We start from the raw sequence: 18,588 nt of genomic DNA on the forward strand, positions 1-18,588 counted from the left end.
CGCTCAGGCGGCGCGGGTGAGCGGTACCTCCTCGACGTCCTGCTCGGAGGAGGCGACTGCGGCAACGTCCGGGGCAGGCGGCAGGCGCGTCTTGGCATCCGGAGCAGCAACGCGGCTGATCACCACAATTGCCCCGAGCACGACATAAGCGGCGAGCGCTGCTTCCATGTTTACCATCAGCCCCGCACCGATCGCGAGGCGCAGCCACAGCGGATTGAACCCGAAATCGGCGGCAAGCGCGGCGCAGACGCCAAAGATGCTGTCGCGCCCTGGTTTTACGCTGGTCGAGTTCGCCTGATTGGTCATGGTCTTCGCTCCGCATCATGGGAGGCCGCAGCCTCGATACGGATTGCTCAGCACCAATCGTGCCAAGTCGCTAAGTCATTGACTTTGCGCTAACCGCAGGCGCTTGCAAAATTTGACGTGGTGCGATGCGCCAATATCTGGCGTGGGGACACGCTTAGACGAGCAGCCCCATCGCCTCCTGTGCTCGCCGCAGCAATGGCGCAGCCAGTTCCCGCGCACGCTCCGCCCCGCGTTCGAGGATCGCGTCGATCGCGCCCTGATCGGCGAGCAGCCGCGTCATCTCGTCGCGGATCGGACCGAGTTTCGCCACCGCTAGGTCGGCAAGCGCGGGCTTGAACTGCCCGAACCCCTTGCCGGCATACTCCGCCACGACCTCGGCGGTCGTGCGATCCGCCAGCGCGGCGAAGATGGTGACGAGATTGCGCGCCTCGGGGCGACTCCCCAGCTCCTCCCAGGTTTCGGGCAACAGGTCGGGGTCGGTCTTCGCGCGGCGGAACTTGTCCGCGATCACTTCGTCCGAGTCGATCAGCTTCACGACCGACTGCTCGGACGGGTTCGACTTCGACATCTTGGCGCCCGCATCGCGCAGGCTCATGATGCGTGGCGCGGCCTGGCTCACCAGCGGAGCGGGCAGGGTGAACAGCTCGGTTTCGTAATCGGCATTGAACTTCGTGGCGATGTCGCGCGCGAGCTCGAGGTGCTGCTTCTGATCCTCGCCGACGGGCACGTGCGTCGCATTGTAGAGCAGCACGTCCGCCGCCATCAGCACCGGGTAATCGTACAGACCGACGCTCGCGCCTTCACGGTTCTTCCCCGCCTTGTCCTTGAACTGCGTCATGCGGTTCAGCCAGCCGACGCGCGCGACGTTGTTGAGCAGGCACGACAGCTCGCTGTGCTGCGGCACCCGGGCCTGGTTGAACAGGATCGAGCGTTCGGGATCGATCCCGGCAGCGACTAGAGTCGCGGTCATCTCGATCGTGTTGGCGCGCAGGTCCGCGGGCGCGATCCATTCGGTCAGGCCGTGAAGGTCGGCGATGAAGTACATCGTCTCGCCGCCCTGCGACAGGATCTGATCCTGCATCGCGACCCACTGCTTCACCGCACCGAGGTAGTTGCCGAGGTGGAGATTGCCGGTCGGCTTGATGCCGGAAACAACGCGCATATTCGTCATCGGGAAGAGGCTCTGCGGCGAAGGAGGGAGCGAAGATCTGCGACGCGGAACGCCCCGGTCGCGAAGCAGGCGAGCGCGTAGACGAGGACGCCCGCGCCGACCAGCACGGCCAGGGCGAGGCCACGCGTCAGCAGGCTGCCCGTCAGATAGGGATCAATCCGCGGCGTGACGAGCAGCAGCGTCGCACCCATCAGCGCGGCAGCGATAGCGAGGCGGGGAGCCTTGCGCCGCACCTGCGCGTCGAGCGTGAAATGCCCGCGTCGCGCCAGCGTGACGTAGAGCGAGGAAACGTTGACCGTCGACGCGATCGCGGTGGCGAGCGGTGGTCCGACCTGCCCGATGTCGTAGCGGCCGAGCACCGGGATCAGGATCAGATTGCCGACCAGATTGATCGCGACCGACCACAGCGCCAGCCGCACCGGCGTCTTGGTATCCGCGCGCGCGTAGAAGCCGGGGGTCAGCACCTTGACTAGCACGTAGCTCGGCAGGCCGATCGAGAAGGCCGACAGTGCCAGCGCGGCGCGTGTCGTGTCGGCGGCGTCGAAGGCGCCGTGCTGGAACAGCCCGCGCACGATCGGCTCGGCCGCGAAGACGAAGGCGGCGGTTGCGGGCAAAGTCAGAAACAGCGCGAGTTCGAGCCCGCGGTTCTGCGTCTCCATCGCCTCCGCCTCGCGTCCCTCGCTCAGCAGGCGCGACACGACGGGGAGCAGGATGGTGCCGAGGCCGATGCCGATCATACCGAGCGGCAGCTGGTTCAGCCGGTCGGCGTAATAGATCGCCGAGATCGATCCCGCCGACAGCAGCCCGCCTGCCAACGCAGTGGAGATAGCGAGGTTGATCTGCGCCGCGCCCGCACCCGCGGCGGCGGGCACGATCAGCTTCATCAACTGCTTCACGTCGTCGTCGAGCTTCGGAAAGCGTAGTCGCAGCGACACGCCAGCGCGCCGGCACGCCCACATCAACCAAAGAAGCTGCAGCGCGCCGCCCGCGGTGACCGAAATCGCCTGCGCGCGCGCGGTCTCGTACGCATTGTCGCCGTGGAAGAACAGCAGCCCGGCGATCATCGCGACGTTGAGCAGGATCGGCGCGGCGGCGTTGACCCAGAACTTGTTGAGCGAGTTGAGAATGCCGCCCAGCAGCGACACCAGCGAGATCAGCATCAGATACGGGATGGTGAAGCGCGAAAGCGTCACCGCGAAGGCGAACTGCGCCGGGTTCGGGTGCTGCCGCTCGAACCCACCCGACAGCCCCCAGGTGATCGGATAAGCGGCGATCAGCATGATTGCGGTGAACGCGACCAGCACCGGGAACAGCACGGCCAGGGCGCGCTCGGCGAAGTCTACGCCCGCCGCGGTGCCGCCGCCGTCCGCCACCTTGCGGTTGAACAGCGGAATGAACGCGGCGGAGAAGGCGCCTTCCGCGAAAAGCGCGCGGAACATGTTGGGTAGTCGAAACGCGACGAAGAAGGCGTCGGACGCGAAACTCGCGCCGACATAGGTCGCCTGCAGCGTGTCGCGCACCAGCGCCAGCACGCGACTGGCGAGCGTCAGCCCGCCGACCGAGCCGAGGGCACGGGCCAGGTTCATCGGCTACGTCGCTCCCGGCCCGTCAGGGATCAGGCGTGGCCGACCTGACCGTCGCCGAACTGGATGCCCTGCTGCTGCGCCTGCTGGAGGAACAGCGCGTTGAAGTCGATCGGCTCGAGCACCAGCGGCGGGAAGCCGCCGTCGCGGATCGCATCCGACACGACGCGGCGCGCAAACGGGAAGAGCAGGCGCGGGCCTTCGCCCAGCAGGAATGGCTGAACGTGCTCGGCCGGGATGTTGCGCAACCCGAACAGACCGGCGTAGCTCAGCTCGGTGATGAACGCGGTCTGCCCATTCGAGGTCGCCTTGACCTCGATCTTCAGCACGACCTCGTGCACTTCCTCGCCGACCTGATTCGCACCGATATCGAACTGCACGTTGATCTCGGGCGGGGTCTCGTTTTGGTAGATCGCGGGCGCGTTCGGATTCTCGAACGACAGATCCTTCACGTACTGCGAGATGAGCCCGGCCGCGGGCGTCTGGTCGGCACCGTTCTCGAACGGGTTGCCGTCCTGCGTTACGCCATTGTCCTGCTCGTCCATGATCCTGATCCTTGCGAGAAAAGAGCGCCGTCGCGCCGAATGCCGCGCGCCTAGCCCAATTGCGGGGCGACTAGCAGCGCGAACCCGTGGATACAACGTGCCTGCTCGTCGATTTGAAGTTCGCGCAGGCTCGGACTATGTTGTGCGTCTGCTGATCGGAGGCCCGGTGTTCTACGTTGTCCTGCTAGCGATGGTCGCCGCGTTCCTGGCGCTTCGCTTATATTCGGTGCTCGGCAAGCGCGGTGGTCACGAGCAATCGCTGCCGCGCGCAGCCGAAGAGCGTGTAGCGGCCGTCGGGCAGCCACGAACGGTCGAGAACGTGCCCGACGTGCGCGGTGCCACCGTTCGTCCGTTTGACAGCGGCGCCGAGAGCGGCCTTCGCGCCGTTGCGGCAGCCGAGCCGGGCTTCGACGTGACGCGCTTCATCGACGGATCGCAGGCGGCGTACCGCATGATCCTTGAGGCGTTCTGGCGCGGTGACGAGGACGCGCTCGCCGATCTGGTCGTCCCCGACGTGCGCGAAGCGTTCGTGGAGGCCATTCAAGCGCGCCGCGACGCGGGTCACGTGCTCGACAATCGTCTGGTTACGATCGAGCGCGCATCGATCGTCTCGGCGTCGGTCGACGGCCGGGCCGCGCAGATTGCAGTCCGGTTCGACGCCGACATCGCGGCGGTCACGCGCGACACCGACGGCAATGTGGTCGCGGGCTCGCTGAGCGACGCAGTGCAGACGCATGACTTGTGGACCTTTACCCGCACGCTCAAGAGCACCGATCCGAACTGGATGCTCGCGGACACCGACGAAGCGTGAGGTACCGTCGGGGGGTAGTTGCGCTGGCCGGCGCGCTGGCGTTGTCGGCGTGCGTCGGCGGGGTTTCGTCATCCGACCGCGGGATCGGTGCGGTTCCGCCGCCTCCATCGTGGTCGCAGCGTGATCGTGACCAGCCGCGCCAGGATGACGAGCCGGGCCCGCGTCAGCCGGTCGCGTCGGTGCCGATCCTTCCGGTACCTGCCGTTGCAACACCTGGCGCGCTCACCGCGGTGCAGGCGGGGACGACGCGGGGCGTGGAGTGGAGCGCACTACCGATCTCGCCCGACAATGCCGCGCTGGCGTTGCAGGCATTTCGTACTTCCTGTCCCAGCCTGCTGCGCCGTGCGGACCAGTCGGGGCTGACGACATCTGCCGATTGGCAACCCGCCTGTTCAGCCGCCGCGACGACCGCGCCGGGGCAGGCGAGCGACTTCTTCCGCCGTTATCTGGAGCCGGTGCAGGTCGGTGACGGGCGCGCCTACGCGACCGGCTACTACATCCCGGAGATACGCGGCTCGCGCGAGGAGCGCGCCGGTTACGCGCCGATCTACGCGCGTCCAAACGACCTGATCGACGTCGATCTCGGCGCCTTTTCGACCGATCTCGCGGGCAAGAAGATACGGGGCCGCGTCGACGGCTCGAACTTCGTACCTTACTTCGATCGCACCGCAATCGAGGAGGGCGCGCTCAACGGCCGCGCGCGCGTGCTCGGCTACGCAGTCGATCCCGTGGAATTCTTTTTCCTCCAGGTTCAGGGTTCGGGCAACGTCCGCATGCCCGACGGATCGCTGCTTCGGATTGGTTACGACACGCAGAACGGGCGTGATTACACCGGGATCGGTGCGTTGATGCGCGCGCGTGGGCTGATCGGCCCCAATCAGGCGTCGATGCAGGGCGTGGTACAGTGGCTGCACGACCACCCCGATGAGGGCCGCGCGATCATGCGCGAGAACAAGAGCTTCGTCTTCTTTCGCGTGCTCGACGGTCCGCCGCTCGGGGCGCTGGGCCTGTCGGTCACCGGCGGCGCGACAGTGGCGGCCGATCCCAAGTTCATCCCGCTCGGCGCGCCGGTGCTGCTGTCGATGGACCGCGTCGACGCCAACGGAATCTGGATCGCACAGGACACCGGGGGCGCGATCAAGGGCGCGAACCGCTTCGACACCTTCTGGGGAGCGGGCAGCGAGGCGCGTGCGATCGCGGGCGGGATGAGCGCGCGCGGCACCGCGTTCCTGCTGCTGCCGGTCGGCACCGCGGATCGGCTGCGCAGCGGAGGAGCGAGCGGTGGGACGACACCTCGCCCCTGAAGAGGCGAACGCCTGGGCGCAGGTGCGCGCTACTGTGCGTCCGCTGCGGCCGCAGAAACCTGTTCCAACCCCCGTGGTGATCGCGCCATCCGCGCCGACGAAGGCGAAGGCTGCGCGTGCATCGGTGGTTGCGCCTGCCGCCAGTTCCGCGCGTGTCGCAGCGCCGATAGCGCGGTCGTCGACAGCGAACACGCTCGATCGCACGTGGGACCGCAAGCTGACCACGGGCATGGTCACGCCCGACCGCACGATCGACCTGCACGGGCACACGCTCGCGTCGGCGCATGCGCTGCTCGATCATCAGCTCGACCAGGCGATCAGGCACGGCGAACGAACGATCCTGCTCGTGACCGGACGACCGCCGCGCAAGGAGAGCGAGCGTCCGCACGCCCGCGGCGCGATCCGCGCGGCGATCGGCGACTGGCTCCAGCTATCCCGCCACGCCGACGCGGTCGCGGCAGTGCGCGGCGCACACCCGCGGCACGGCGGCGCGGGTGCGCTTTACGTCATCTTGCGGCGCAGACGCTGAGGATCAGGCGTCCTCGACCTGGTCGAGATAGGCGCCGTATCCTTCCGACTCCATCTGCTCCTTGGGCACGAAGCGCAGCGCGGCCGAGTTGATGCAGTAACGCAGGCCACCCCGGTCGCGCGGGCCATCATCGAACACGTGACCCAGATGGCTGTCACCACCAGCCGAGCGTACCTCGGTGCGCACCATGCCGTGCGTGCGGTCGGACAGTTCGTTGACGCGCGCGGGCTCGATCGGCTTGGTGAAGCTCGGCCAGCCGCAATGCGACTCGTACTTGTCGGCCGATGCGAACAGCGGCTCGCCCGAAACGATGTCGACGTAGATACCCGGCTTCTTGTTGTACAGATATTCGCCCGTGCCCGGCCGCTCAGTGCCGCTCTGCTGCGTCACGTAGAACTGCTCGGGGGTCAGCCGCGCGATGGCGTCATCGGTCTTGGTATATTCGGTCATGATCGCTCCTTGTGACCTCTCGTGCCGACAACGTGTTCACGCGCGAAGCGTGCCCGCAACCTGTCGCCGCACCAGCTCGCTCGTCACGCCGAACACCAGGTGCGACGCGTAGGAATAGAGGTTGGTCGATAGATCGGTATGCCACGGCGCGGTGCCAAGCCCCACGGCCGGCACTGCCGCTTCATCGAGCAGCGTCGCGGTCGCGACGCCGAAGCCGGCGCCTTGGCCCGCGGTCAACGACGGGCGAAACTCGGCGGCGATCCCGTAGATCGCACCGAGACCGACACCGAGCGCGTAGTGGATCGACTGTCCGGCGAGCGGCTTTGTCGCCCGCGGAAGCTCGTCCCCGATGAGCGACTTTGCCACCGCATCGGCAGCCTTCTCGGTCGCGGGTTCGGACGCGTCGTCATCATCGTCGGAGGCGCTGAGCGCGGACACGGCAGCCTGAAACCTGTCCATAGCGAACGAAGCGACCGCCCCCGCAACGCAGCCGGCGACTGCGCCGCGTATCACCTTAATCTTGGTGCTCTCACCGCGCTCGTCTGTCCGCATCGTTTTGCCTAACCTATGTTGAGCAAGAACAACGGATGGGCGCGTGTGCGGTTGCGCTATACGACCGGCGTGGCGACGCGTCGCAGCAGATTGGCGTAGATGCGGGACAGCGTATGAAGGTCCTCGACGGCGACCGCCTCGTCGCGCTGGTGCATCGTCGCGTTGAGCAACCCGAACTCGACCACGGGACACAGCGCGCGAAGAAAGCGCGCGTCCGAGGTCCCGCCCGTCGTCGACAGGTCGGGGGTCAGCCCCGTCTCCTCCAGGATTGCGGCCGACAGCATCGCGGAGAGCGCGCCCGGCTCGGTCAGGAACGCCTCGCCCGACACGCGCGCGGTTACCTTCGCCTCCGGCGCATGGCGGTGAATTATCGCGCTGAGCCGATCAGCCAGGTCGGTGCCGCGATGCAGGTCGTTGAAGCGGATGCTGATCCGTGCCTTGGCCGCTGCGGGGATCACGTTGGTTGCCGGATTGCCGACAGTAAGGTCGGTCACCTCCAAATTCGAAGGCTGGAACCAGGCATCGCCCTGGTCAAGCACGAGCGCGTCGAGTTCGGCCAGCGCGGCGATCAGCTTCGGGATCGGATTGTCGGCGAGATGGGGATAGGCGACGTGGCCCTGCCGGCCGGGCACTTCGATCCAGATGTTGACCGAGCCGCGTCGGCCGATCTTGATCGTGTCGCCCAGCTGCCTGGCCGAGGTGGGTTCGCCGACGACGCACAGGTCGGGCGCGACCCCGCGCGCGCGCATCCGCTCGATCAGCGCCACGGTCCCGTAGGTCGCGGGACCTTCCTCGTCGCCGGTAATAATGAGCGAGACTTGCCCCTTGTGCGGCTGCGACGCCAGCGCAGCGACGAAGGCCGCGATCGCCCCCTTCATGTCGACCGCGCCGCGCCCGTACAGCAACCCATCGCGCTGCTCGCTCTCGAAGGCGGGGCTGGTCCAGCCGTCACCCGCCGGGACCACGTCGACGTGACCGGCGAAGGCGAGGTGCGGCGCGCCCGATCCACGCGTTGCAAGCAGGTTCTCGACTGGTCCATCGGGTGCCTCACCGACGACGAAGCGATCGATTGCGAACCCAAGCGGCAGCAGCGCCGCCTCCAGCGCATCGAACACCGCCCCACGCGCGGGCGTCACGCTTTCCGCGTCGAGCAGCAAGCGGGTGAGTGCGACGACGTCGGTCTGGCTCACGCGGCGGGCTGCTCGAACTGTTCGAGCACCCAGTCCTCGGCCTGCGCGCCGGCGATCCAGTCCTGCATGAACGGATGCGACAAGACGGCCGAGATATAAGCCGCTGCGAACCGCGGCGCAGGCAGCGAGTAGGTGACGATCCGCGTGCATACGGGCGCGAACATGATGTCAGCGGCGCCGAACTCGCCGAACAGGAAGTCGCCGCCGCTACCGAAGCGCGCGCGCGCCTGTGCCCACATTTCCATGATCCGCGACAGATCCGCGATCACGTCATCGTCGGGCCGCTTCGACGGGAAGATCTGGCGAATGTTCATGCTGTGCTTGCGGCGCAGCGCCGCGAAGCTGGAGTGCATCTCCGCCGCCATCGACCGCGCCATCGCGCGCGCGGCCTCATCCTCGGGCCAGAATCGCGCGCGCCCGACCTTGTCGGAAAGATACTCGACGATGGCGAGGCTGTCCCAAACGACCGCATCGCCGTCCCACAGGATCGGCACCTTGCCCGACGATGGTGCGAATTCGTCACCCTCGCGCCGCTTGTCCCATTCCTCGTCGTAGAGTGGAACCACGACTTCCTCGAATGGCAGCCCCGATTGCTTGCACGCGAGCCAACCGCGCAGCGACCACGACGAATAGGCTTTGTTGCCGATGATGAGCTTCATGGGCGAACGCGTTACGGGCGGGGGCAGGGAACGACAAGCACCCGCTTGCGCCGCTGCGTCAGCTGTTGACCGCCTCCAGCACCGCGGCGCGCAGCTCGGCGATACCGAGGCCACCCTCGCTCGACGTCTGGATGATGTCGGGGTGCGCCGCGGCATGCTTGCGCGCCTCCGCCGCCGTTGCCGAGGTCACATCGGCGAGGTCGGTGGCCTTGACCTTGTCGGCCTTGGTCAGGACGAGGCGGTAGCTGACCGCGGCACGGTCGAGCATTTCAAGGATTTCGCGGTCGACGTCCTTGATGCCGTGGCGGCTGTCGATCAGCACCAGCGCGCGCTTCAACGCCTGCCGTCCGCGCAGGAAGTCGTTGACTAGGAAGCGCCACTTCTTGACCATGTCCTTCGGCGCCTTGGCGAAGCCGTAGCCGGGCATATCGACCAGCCGGAAGCGCAGGGGCTCTCCGACATCAAAGAAGTTCAACTCCTGCGTCCGCCCCGGCGTCACCGAGGTGCGCGCGAGCGACTTGCGACCCGTCAGCGCGTTCAGCAGCGACGACTTGCCGACGTTCGATCGTCCCGCGAACGCAACCTCAGGCACCACCGGATCGGGCAGGAAGCTGAGCGCTGGAGCCGATTTCAGGAACTCGACCCGGCCGGCGAACAACTTGCGCGCCGCCTCGATCTGCTCCTCGTCGAACGCATCGCCCCCGATCTTCGAGGGATCGTCACTCACTTCGCGGCCGCCTGCTTGAGCTGCGGATGGCGGCTGTAGAGCCACTTCTGCTGCATGATCGATATGCAGTTGGTCGTGATCCAGTAGACCTGCAAGCCTACCGCGAACGGCGCCATCACGAACATCAGCACCCACGGCATGATCGCGAACACCTGCTTCTGCGCGTCGTCCATCGGTGCCGGGTTGAGGCGGAACTGGAAGAACATGGAGATGCCGAGCAGGATCGGTACCACGCCGATCGCGATGACGTGCGGGGGCGTGAACGCCAGCAGCCCGAACAGATTGACCGGCGTCAGCGGATCGGGCGCGGACAGATCCTTGATCCACAGCACGAACCCCTGGTGACGCATTTCGATCGTCAGCAGCAGCACCTTGTACAGCGCGTAGAAGATCGGGATCTGGATCAGCGTCGGCAGGCAGCCGGCCAGTGGGTTGACCCCTTCCGACTTGTACAGCGCCATGATCTCCTGCTGCTGGCGCTGCTTGTCGTCCTTGTAGCGCTCCTGGATCGCCTTCATCTTCGGCTGAATCGCGCGGGTCGCCGCCATGCTCTTGAACTGCTTCTGCGCGATCGGGAAGACGAGCAGGCGGATCGTCAGCGTCAGAAGGATGATGGCGAGGCCGAAGTTGCCGACCAGGTGGAACAGGAAGTCGAGGTAGTAGAAGATCGGCTTCTCGACGATGCGGAACCAGCCCCAGTCGAGCGCATAGTCGAGCTTCGTCGCGGTGCCGTTGTCGGTGTACTGGTCGAGCAGCTTGACCTCCTTCGCGCCGGCGAAGAAGCGGGTGGTCTGGCTGGTCTGCTGCCCGGGTTGGAGCAGTTGCGCCGCGCCGGTGAAGTCACCCTGATAGGTCTTGTTCGCCCCAGCGCGGAACTGCCCGTCGAAGCTGCGCGCCTGATCGGGGATCAGCGCTGTCAGCCAGTATTTGTCGGTGAAGCCGAGCCAGCCGCCCTTCGAGTCGAAGCGCTGCGGACCTTCGTCGACGTCCTTGAAGTTGGGGCCATAGTGCGCGGCATTGTCGTACACCGCCATCGGACCGGTGTGGATCGTCCAGCTGTCCGGGTCCTTCGACACGCCGGCGCGGTTGACCAGCGCGTAGCTCGCCACCGGCACTGCAGTCTGCCCGGCGTTGGCGACGGTCTGACGGATGGTGAACAGGTAGTCGTTGTCGATCGACAGATCGATGCGGAAGCGCTGGCCGCTCGCGTTCGTCGCGGTCAGCGTCACGGGACGGCCGGGCGAGAGAACGTTCGACGACGCGGTCCATACCGCGTCGGGCGCCGGCGGCTTCAACCCGCCGTCGCGCCAGCCGAACTGCGCGAAATAGGCCTCGGGCGCGCCTGCGGGCGACAGCAGGCGGATCGGCGCCGAATTCTTGGCAACCGTTTCCTTGTAGTCGGTCAGCACCAGATCATCGATCCGCGCGCCGCGCAGGTTGATCGAGCCCTGCAGCCGCGGCGTCTGGATGCGCACGCGCGGGCTCTCGGCCAGCACGGCGCGGCGATCGCGCATCGCGGCGGGCGAGTCGGCGGTCGGGTCGGCACCGGGTTGCGGCAGCGGCTTCGACTTGCCGTCGACGATCTTGGTGACGGGCGGGTTGGCAGTCGGGAAGAACCGGCTCTGCGCCAGCGGCCAGCCGAACAGGATCAGCGCCGCGATCACCGCGAACACGATGAAGTTCTTGTTGTCGTTGTTCACCTGGCGCCCCAACTCGTCTTCACGGAACCGGATCGGGTCCGTGTCCGCCCCAAGGATGGCATCGTCCGATCCGCTTGATCGACAGCCATCCGCCCTTTACCGCCCCATAGCGGCGCAGCGCCTCTATTGCATAGGCCGAACACGACGGCTGATACCGGCACGTCGGCGGCAAGACCACGCTCGGTCCCAATTGCCACGCGCGCGCGATCAGGATCAGCACGCGCGCAATCATTTCCGCTTGCGCGGCCGCGGGCGAGTGTCGCCCTCCGGCGCCTTCGCCGCGCGCTCCAGTGCACGGACCAGATCGTGCCTGAGCGCGGCATAGTCGCGCACCAGCGCGTCGTCGCGACCGATCAGCACGTGGTCGGCGCCGGCGCGCCCGGCCTCGGGCAGCACGTCGCGGGCAAGCGCGCGGAACCGCCGCTTGATCCGGTTGCGGACCACCGCATTGCCGACCTTCTTGGTCACGGTTATGCCGATCCGCATCGCCGGATCACCGTCGCGGCGATCCTTTACCAACAAAACGAAGCCGGGCGTCGGAGCCCGACGCCCGGCGTTCGCGGCCAGATACTCCGGCCGCTTCGTCATGCGCCCCGGCGTCACGCGCGGGGTGCTTCTATCGCTTACGCCGACAGCTTCTTGCGGCCGCGCGCGCGACGCGCCCGGATCACCGCACGGCCACCGACCGTCGCCATCCGCGCGCGGAAGCCGTGACGGCGTGCACGCACCAGGTTGCTCGGCTGAAAGGTCCGCTTCATCGTTCATGTCCCGAATACAAATATCAAGGGGCCACCACACGGGCAGCCCCAACGCTGCGCCGCTTACGGAAGGCTGCCGGCGAAGTCAACGTTACGGTAAGTCTTGTCGGCTTCGCACCGCCTGCAACCGCGCTATGACGGCGCCCAGGGGGCAGGCACATGGTCGCGATCGTATCCACCGTGGCGTATCTGGGGCTGGAGGCGCGCGCGGTCGAGGTGCAGGTGCAGTTGATCGCCGGACTCCCTGCGTTCAATCTCGTCGGACTCGCCGACAAGGCGGTGGGGGAAAGCCGCGAGCGCGTGCGCGGTGCGATCGCCAGCATGGGACTGGCGCTGCCGCCGAAGCGGATCGCGGTCAATCTGTCGCCCGCCGATCTGCCCAAGGAAGGCTCGCACTTCGATCTGCCGATCGCGCTCGGGTTGCTCGCCGCGATGGGGGTGGTCGATGCGGAGGCGCTGGCCGATTACGTCATCGTCGGTGAGCTTGGCCTCGATGGTCGCCTGGCCCCGTCACCCGGCGTCCTGCTCGCCGCGATCCACGCGGCCGAGATCGGCAGAGGCCTGATCTGCCCCGCCGCGCAAGGGCCAGAGGCGGCGTGGAGCGCCGGGGTGGAGGTGGTTGCCGCGCCCGACCTGCTCGGCCTGCTCAACCATCTGAAAGGCGAACAGCTGCTCTCCAGCCCGCGACCCGGCGAGGTGATTGACGCGCGGACCGGCCCCGACCTGCGGCAGGTGAAGGGGCAGGAAACCGCCAAGCGCGCGCTGGAGATCGCCGCGGCGGGCGCACACAATCTGCTGATGGTCGGACCGCCGGGTGCGGGCAAGTCGCTGATGGCCGCCTGCCTGCCCGGCATCCTGCCGCCGCTCGACGCGGCTGAGGCGCTGGAGGTCAGCATGGTGCAGTCGGTCGCGGGCACGCTGACGGGCGGCCAGCTCACCCGCGTGCGCCCGTTCCGCCAACCGCATCACTCCGCCTCGATGGCGGCGCTGACCGGCGGAGGCCTGCGCGTCAAGCCTGGCGAGGTCAGCCTCGCGCACATGGGCGTCCTGTTCCTCGACGAGCTGCCCGAGTTTCAGCGCGCGGTGCTCGACTCGCTGCGGCAACCGCTGGAGACCGGCACCGTCAGCGTCGCGCGCGCCAACGCGCATGTCACCTATCCGGCGCGCGTGCAGCTGATCGCGGCGATGAACCCGTGCCGTTGCGGGCATCTGGGCGACGCGAGCCTCGCCTGCGCGCGCGCACCGAAATGCGCGGCGGATTACCAGGCCAAGGTGTCCGGCCCGCTGCTCGACCGCATCGACCTGCACGTCGAGGTTCAGGCGGTCAGCGCTGCCGACCTGTCGCTCCCGCCACCACGCGAGGGCTCCGCAGAGATCGCCGCGCGCGTGGCGACCGCACGAGAGATCCAGCTCAGCCGACTGGCGGGAACCGGAACGCGCACCAACGCCGAGCTCGACGGTGACGCGCTCGATCGCTTCGCAACGCCCGATGAAGCCGGTCGCCAGCTGCTCGCGCAGGCATCGGCGCAGCTACGGCTCAGCGCGCGCAGCTACACGCGAGTCCTTCGCGTCGCGCGCACGATCGCCGACCTAGCCGGTGCGGAAACGATCGGCCGCATCCACGTCGCCGAGGCGCTAAGCTACCGCCGCCAGCCGCCCCGCAATTAGATGTCGGGCAATTAGATGTCGCGAAACGAGGTGACCGGATCGGCCGGACCGTGCCCACTCGGCGCGCGCGGCGCCTCGATTGCGACTGGCTCGGGCGGGTCGAAGCCGCCCTCCCATTTCGCGACCACCGCGCTCGCCACCGCATTGCCGATGACGTTGGTGGCGGTACGCCCCATGTCGAGGAAGTGGTCGACCGCGAGGATCAGCAGCAGACCCGCCTCGGGAATGTCGAACATCGGCATGGTTGCGGCGATCACCACCAGACTGGCGCGCGGCACGCCCGCGATCCCCTTGCTGGTCACCATCAGGACGAGCAGCATCGTGATCTGCTGCCCGATCGACAGGTCGATCCCGTACGCCTGCGCGACGAACAGCGACGCGAACCCCATGTAGATCATCGACCCGTCGAGGTTGAACGAGTAACCGAGCGGCAGCACGAAACTGGCGATGCGCGGCGGTACGCCGAAGCGATCGAGCGCCTCCAGCATCCGCGGATAGGCCGCCTCCGACGACGCGGTCGAGAAGGCGACCAGCAGCGGCTCGCGCACGTGCCGGATCAGGTCGAAAATGCGCCGCCCGATAAAGAGCGTGCCGACACCGAGCAGCACCGCCCAAAGCGTCAGCAGCGTCAGGTAGAAGCTGCCCATAAAATAGGCGAGCTGCCCGATGACAGACGGACCACGCTCGGTCAGCGTGCCCGCCACCGCCGCGAAGACCGCGATCGGTGCCAGCCGCATGACGTAATCGGTCACCTGCAGCATGACGTGGACCAGCGCGTCGATGCCGCGCACCAGCGGCGCGGCCTTCTCGCCGACAGCGGTGATGCCGACGCCGACGAACACCGACATCACGACGATCTGCAGGATCTCGTTCTTCGCCATCGCGTCGACCATCGAGGCGGGGACGATGTGGGTGATGAAGTCCTTGAGGTTGAACCCGGCCGTCTCGACCCCCGACGCGGCGGTCGCAGCGGGCAGCGTCAGGTTGATGTTCACGCCGGGCTGGAACAGGTTGACGAGGATCAGCCCGAGCCCGAGCGAGACGAGGCTCGCGCAGATGAACCAGCCGAGCGCGCGCCCACCGATCCGGCCCAGCGCCTTGGTATCGCCCATCTGCGCGATTCCCGACACCAAGGTCGCGAAGACGAGCGGGGCGATGATCATCTTGATCAGCCGCAGGAACAGCGAGGTCAGGATCGAGAAATAGCCCGCGAGCTCGGTCAGCCGCGCCGCCGATGTCGGGGTGCCATCGTCCAGCCAGGTGTTCAGCCCCAGCCCGACGATCAGCCCCGCGACCAGCCCAATCATGATGTACAAGGTCAGCCGCTTGGCCAAATCATTGCTCCCGCACGTGCGTGAAAAGGGAAGGGGATTGCGGCGCTTGCGTCAAGCACCCTATCGTTCGCCGCCTATGCCGACCTCCTTCACGCGCCGCAACGTCCTCGCCGCCGCAGCGATCATGCCACTTGCGTCCTCGGTGCTGCGCGCGGCCGAGCCTGACCTCGCAGGGCTGCGCGATATGACCGGCAACACGCGCCCGATCGACGCGGCGGAGCGTGCGCGACGGTTGTCGCGCGCGCAGGCGCTGATGCGCGCGAACGGCACGGCGGCGGTGCTGATCGAGCCGGGCGAGTCGATGATCTACTTCACCGGCGTGCGCTGGCACCTGTCCGAACGGCTCACCTGCGCGATCCTGCCGGTCGAGGGCGAGCCGTGCATCGTCACCCCCTTCTTCGAGGAACCGTCGGTCCGCCTCAGCCTGGCGTTGCCCGCCGAGGTGCGCACGTGGAACGAGGACGAGGACCCGCTCAAGGTCGTCGCCGGCTTCCTGCGCGACCGGCGGCTCACTGCGCGCCCGATCGGCGTCGAGGCAAACGTGCGCTTCTTCGCCACCGACAACCTGCGTGCGGCCCTGCCGGGTATTCGGCTGGTCAGCGCCGATCCGGTCGTGCGCGGGTGCCGCATGGTCAAGTCGGCTGCCGAGATCGCGCTGATGCAGGCGGCCACCGACGTCACGGTCGCCGCCTATCGCTGGCTTCACCCGCGCGTCGAGCCTGGCATGACCGGCCGCGACGTGGGCGCGCTGATGAGTGCGGCGACGCGACAGCTGGGCGGAGACCCGGAATTCTCGATGGCCTTGGTCGGCCCCGATGCGGCGCTTCCGCACGGCGGCACCGCACCCCGCCGCATCGCGGCGGGTGACGTGGTGCTGATGGACTGCGGCTGTACGGTGCAAGGCTACCAATCCGACGTGTCGCGCACCTTCGTCATCGGAAGCCCGAGCGCCGAGGTTCGCCGCGTCTGGGATCAGGTCGCACGCGGGCAGCGAGTGGCCTTCGCCGCGGCAAAGCTCGGCGCGCCCGCGGGCAGCGTCGACAATGCCGTGCGACGCTACTACGAGTCGATCGGCTACGGTCCCGGCTACCGTTTGCCCGGATTGTCGCACCGCACCGGGCACGGTATCGGCACGGAGGGGCACGAGCCGGTCAACCTCGTCCGCGGGGAGGCGACACCGCTCGCTCGGGGCATGTGCTTCTCGGACGAGCCTGGCCTCTACCTGCCGGGCAAGTTCGGCGTGCGGCTGGAGGATTGTTTCCACATGACGGCGACGGGGCCGAAGTGGTTCAGCGAGCCGCCGGTGTCGATCGATCGGCCGGTCTGACGCGCCCGGCGGGCAGACAGCCGGCACGCACCGGCCGTTCGATATAGAGCGTGTGGCGTCTGTGCAGGGAAGTTCCGCACAAACGCCACATCAGTCGAACGAGAAGGCGGCCTCGCAGAGCGTCAGGCGCTCGCCAACCGCTTCTCGAGCGCCTGCTGCTGCCGCATCAGCGCGGGCGGGATCGGCGCGCCGAACTCTTCCAGGAAGGTGCGATTGCGCGCCGCTTCCTCGGTCCACGTGGCCGCGTCGACCGACAGCAACGTCCCGACCGCGCCAGTGGACAAGCCGAGCGCGTCGACATCGAGCGCCTCGGCGGTCGGCAGATAGCCGATCGGGGTCTCGACTGCGTCCGCCTCGCCCTCGATCCGGTCGACGATCCACTTCAGCACGCGCGAATTCTCACCGAAGCCCGGCCAGACGAACTTGCCGTTCTCGTCCTTGCGGAACCAGTTGACCATGAAGATGCGCGGCAGCACCGCTGCGTCCGACTGGGCCTTGGCGCCGATCTTCACCCAGTGGCTGAAATAGTCTCCCATGTTGTAGCCGCAGAACGGCAGCATCGCGAAGGGATCGCGGCGCAGCGCCCCGACCTTGCCCTCGGCCGCAGCAGTGCCCTCCGACGCGATGTTCGCGGCCATATAGACGCCGTGCTCCCAGTCGAAGGCCTCGACCGCCAGGGGCACCGCGCTAGCGCGGCGACCGCCGAACAGGAACGCGCTGATCGGGACGCCTTCGGGCGACTGCCACTCGTCCGCAATCGACGGGCATTGCGCGGCGGGAGCGGTGAAGCGCGCATTGGGGTGCGCGGCGGGCTTGCCGCTCGCGGGATCGTACGGCTCGCCGGTCCAGTCGGTCAGCCCCTCGGGCGGCGTCTCGGAAAGCCCCTCCCACCACACGTCACCGTCGGCCGTCAGCGCGGTGTTGGTGAAGATGCACGTGCCCGACAGCGTGTCGATCGCGTTCTTGTTGGTCGCCGGACCCGTTCCCGGCGCGACGCCGAAGAAACCGGCTTCGGGGTTGATCGCGTAGAGCCGCCCGTCCTTGCCGAAGCGCATCCAGGCGATATCGTCGCCGACCGTCTCGGCGCGCCACCCCGGCACCGTCGGCTCGAGCATCGCGAGATTGGTCTTGCCGCACGCGCTGGGGAAGGCGGCGGCGACATAGTGCGCCTTGCCCGCCGGGTTGGTCAGCTTGAGGATCAGCATGTGCTCGGCCAGCCAACCCTCATCGCGTGCCATGACGCTGGCGATCCGGAGCGCGAAGCACTTCTTACCGAGCAGCGCGTTCCCGCCATAGCCCGAACCGTAGGACCAGATTTCACGCGTCTCGGGGAAGTGAACGATCCACTTCTCCTCGTTGCACGGCCAGGCGACATCATCCTGCCCCTCGGCCAGCGGCATGCCCACGGTGTGAACGCAGCGTACGAAGAAGCCGTCGTCGCCCAGCATCTCCAGCGCGGGCGTGCCCATACGGGTCATAATGCGCATTGAAAGGACGACATAGGCGCTGTCGGTCAGCTCCACGCCGATCGCGCTCTTGTCCGATCCGATCGGCCCCATGCAGTAGGGCACGACGTACATGGTGCGACCCCGCATCGAGCCGGCAAACAATCCGTCGAGCTTGCCGCGCATTTCGCCCGGCTCGACCCAGTTGTTGGTCGGACCGGCGTCCGCCTCCGCGTCCGAACAGATGAAGGTCCGGCTCTCGACACGCGCGACATCGCGTGGGTCGGAGCGCGCGTAGAAGCTGTCGGGGCGTAGTTCAGGGTTGAGCCGCACCAGCGTACTGGCCTGCACCAGCTGCTCAGAGAGCGCGTCCCATTCGGCCTGCGATCCGTCGCACCATTGGATCGCGTCGGGCTGCGTGTGCGCGGCGACCTGCTCAACCCAGTCGATCAGCGCGCGGTGGCTGGTCGGCGGGGTGCCGGAGGTGCTCGTCGTCGCGACGGCGGGTTGCATCAGCATGGTTTGATCC

Annotated in this window: 20 protein-coding genes; 5 read left to right on the forward strand and 15 right to left on the reverse strand. The window is 67.5% G+C overall.

Annotation, left to right across the window (positions count from 1 at the left end):
• Nucleotides 1–3: 3 nt before the first annotated feature.
• From BMW51_RS00780 to secB, 4 genes are all read right to left on the reverse strand, one after another.
• Complete coding sequence (locus tag BMW51_RS00780; RefSeq protein ID WP_093002416.1) at nt 4–306, reverse strand: PspC domain-containing protein; 303 nt, start codon at nt 304–306, stop codon at nt 4–6.
• 154 nt (nt 307–460) lie between these two features.
• Complete coding sequence (gene trpS / locus BMW51_RS00785; protein ID WP_093003738.1) at nt 461–1,468, reverse strand: tryptophan--tRNA ligase; 1,008 nt, start codon at nt 1,466–1,468, stop codon at nt 461–463.
• 5 nt (nt 1,469–1,473) lie between these two features.
• Nucleotides 1,474–3,063: a murein biosynthesis integral membrane protein MurJ gene (gene murJ, locus BMW51_RS00790; protein ID WP_093002418.1), complete on the reverse strand. Its 1,590-nt coding sequence runs from the start codon at nt 3,061–3,063 to the stop codon at nt 1,474–1,476.
• 29 nt (nt 3,064–3,092) lie between these two features.
• Complete coding sequence (secB, locus tag BMW51_RS00795; RefSeq protein ID WP_093002420.1) at nt 3,093–3,605, reverse strand: protein-export chaperone SecB; 513 nt, start codon at nt 3,603–3,605, stop codon at nt 3,093–3,095.
• A gap of 166 nt (nt 3,606–3,771) precedes the next feature.
• Here secB and BMW51_RS00800 point away from each other — a divergent pair, with 166 nt between their 5' ends.
• The 3 genes from BMW51_RS00800 to BMW51_RS00810 are packed head-to-tail and all read left to right on the forward strand — an operon-like array spanning nt 3,772 to nt 6,249.
• Nucleotides 3,772–4,416, forward strand: coding sequence for a Tim44/TimA family putative adaptor protein (locus BMW51_RS00800; protein WP_143051772.1), 645 nt, complete (start codon nt 3,772–3,774; stop codon nt 4,414–4,416).
• The gene (gene mltA, locus BMW51_RS00805; RefSeq protein WP_245708220.1) at nt 4,413–5,720 is read left to right on the forward strand and encodes a murein transglycosylase A; all 1,308 of its coding nucleotides are present in this window, start codon (nt 4,413–4,415) and stop codon (nt 5,718–5,720) included. Before BMW51_RS00800 ends, mltA begins: the two co-directional genes overlap by 4 nt.
• The gene (locus tag BMW51_RS00810) at nt 5,698–6,249 is read left to right on the forward strand and encodes a Smr/MutS family protein (protein ID WP_093002424.1); all 552 of its coding nucleotides are present in this window, start codon (nt 5,698–5,700) and stop codon (nt 6,247–6,249) included. Before mltA ends, BMW51_RS00810 begins: the two co-directional genes overlap by 23 nt.
• Before the next feature lie 3 nt (nt 6,250–6,252).
• Here BMW51_RS00810 and msrB read toward each other — a convergent pair whose 3' ends face one another.
• From msrB to rpmH, 9 genes are all read right to left on the reverse strand, one after another.
• Complete coding sequence (gene msrB / locus BMW51_RS00815; RefSeq protein ID WP_093002426.1) at nt 6,253–6,699, reverse strand: peptide-methionine (R)-S-oxide reductase MsrB; 447 nt, start codon at nt 6,697–6,699, stop codon at nt 6,253–6,255.
• Nucleotides 6,700–6,735: 36 nt separating this feature from the next.
• Nucleotides 6,736–7,137 carry a DUF1440 domain-containing protein gene (locus BMW51_RS00820; RefSeq protein WP_245708221.1) on the reverse strand — a complete coding sequence of 134 codons (402 nt, stop codon included), beginning with the start codon at nt 7,135–7,137 and terminating at the stop codon, nt 6,736–6,738.
• Nucleotides 7,138–7,307: 170 nt separating this feature from the next.
• On the reverse strand, nt 7,308–8,441 hold the full coding sequence (dapE, locus tag BMW51_RS00825) for a succinyl-diaminopimelate desuccinylase (RefSeq protein WP_093002430.1): 1,134 nt from the start codon (nt 8,439–8,441) through the stop codon (nt 7,308–7,310).
• Nucleotides 8,438–9,100 carry a glutathione S-transferase family protein gene (locus BMW51_RS00830; protein WP_093002432.1) on the reverse strand — a complete coding sequence of 221 codons (663 nt, stop codon included), beginning with the start codon at nt 9,098–9,100 and terminating at the stop codon, nt 8,438–8,440. Before BMW51_RS00830 ends, dapE begins: the two co-directional genes overlap by 4 nt.
• Before the next feature lie 58 nt (nt 9,101–9,158).
• Entirely contained in the window at nt 9,159–9,827 is a 669-nt protein-coding gene (gene yihA / locus BMW51_RS00835; protein ID WP_177171468.1) for a ribosome biogenesis GTP-binding protein YihA/YsxC, read from the reverse strand.
• On the reverse strand, nt 9,824–11,527 hold the full coding sequence (yidC, locus tag BMW51_RS00840; RefSeq protein WP_093002434.1) for a membrane protein insertase YidC: 1,704 nt from the start codon (nt 11,525–11,527) through the stop codon (nt 9,824–9,826). Before yidC ends, yihA begins: the two co-directional genes overlap by 4 nt.
• A 19-nt stretch (nt 11,528–11,546) precedes the next feature.
• On the reverse strand, nt 11,547–11,759 hold the full coding sequence (gene yidD / locus BMW51_RS00845) for a membrane protein insertion efficiency factor YidD (RefSeq protein ID WP_093002436.1): 213 nt from the start codon (nt 11,757–11,759) through the stop codon (nt 11,547–11,549).
• Nucleotides 11,756–12,115, reverse strand: a complete 360-nt coding sequence (gene rnpA / locus BMW51_RS00850; protein WP_093002438.1) for a ribonuclease P protein component — start codon at nt 12,113–12,115, stop codon at nt 11,756–11,758. The genes yidD and rnpA overlap by 4 nt, the downstream gene beginning before the upstream one ends.
• A gap of 35 nt (nt 12,116–12,150) precedes the next feature.
• Nucleotides 12,151–12,285 (reverse strand): 50S ribosomal protein L34, encoded by a 135-nt coding sequence (rpmH, locus tag BMW51_RS00855; protein WP_028056723.1) that lies wholly within the window; start codon nt 12,283–12,285, stop codon nt 12,151–12,153.
• 159 nt (nt 12,286–12,444) lie between these two features.
• Here rpmH and BMW51_RS00860 point away from each other — a divergent pair, with 159 nt between their 5' ends.
• A complete protein-coding gene (locus BMW51_RS00860; protein WP_093002441.1) occupies nt 12,445–13,953 on the forward strand; it encodes a YifB family Mg chelatase-like AAA ATPase in 1,509 nt (502 codons plus the stop codon).
• Between the two features lie 11 nt (nt 13,954–13,964).
• Here the strand turns inward: BMW51_RS00860 and BMW51_RS00865 are convergent, their stop codons facing one another.
• Nucleotides 13,965–15,287 (reverse strand): dicarboxylate/amino acid:cation symporter, encoded by a 1,323-nt coding sequence (locus tag BMW51_RS00865; RefSeq protein ID WP_093002443.1) that lies wholly within the window; start codon nt 15,285–15,287, stop codon nt 13,965–13,967.
• 76 nt (nt 15,288–15,363) lie between these two features.
• Between BMW51_RS00865 and BMW51_RS00870 the strand changes: the two genes are divergently transcribed.
• Entirely contained in the window at nt 15,364–16,614 is a 1,251-nt protein-coding gene (locus BMW51_RS00870) for a M24 family metallopeptidase (protein WP_093002445.1), read from the forward strand.
• A gap of 122 nt (nt 16,615–16,736) precedes the next feature.
• Here BMW51_RS00870 and BMW51_RS00875 read toward each other — a convergent pair whose 3' ends face one another.
• The gene (locus BMW51_RS00875; protein WP_093003744.1) at nt 16,737–18,578 is read right to left on the reverse strand and encodes a phosphoenolpyruvate carboxykinase (GTP); all 1,842 of its coding nucleotides are present in this window, start codon (nt 18,576–18,578) and stop codon (nt 16,737–16,739) included.
• Between the last annotated feature and the right edge of the window lie 10 nt (nt 18,579–18,588).

Source organism: Sphingomonas palmae (assembly GCF_900109565.1).
GTDB lineage: Bacteria > Pseudomonadota > Alphaproteobacteria > Sphingomonadales > Sphingomonadaceae > Sphingomonas > Sphingomonas palmae.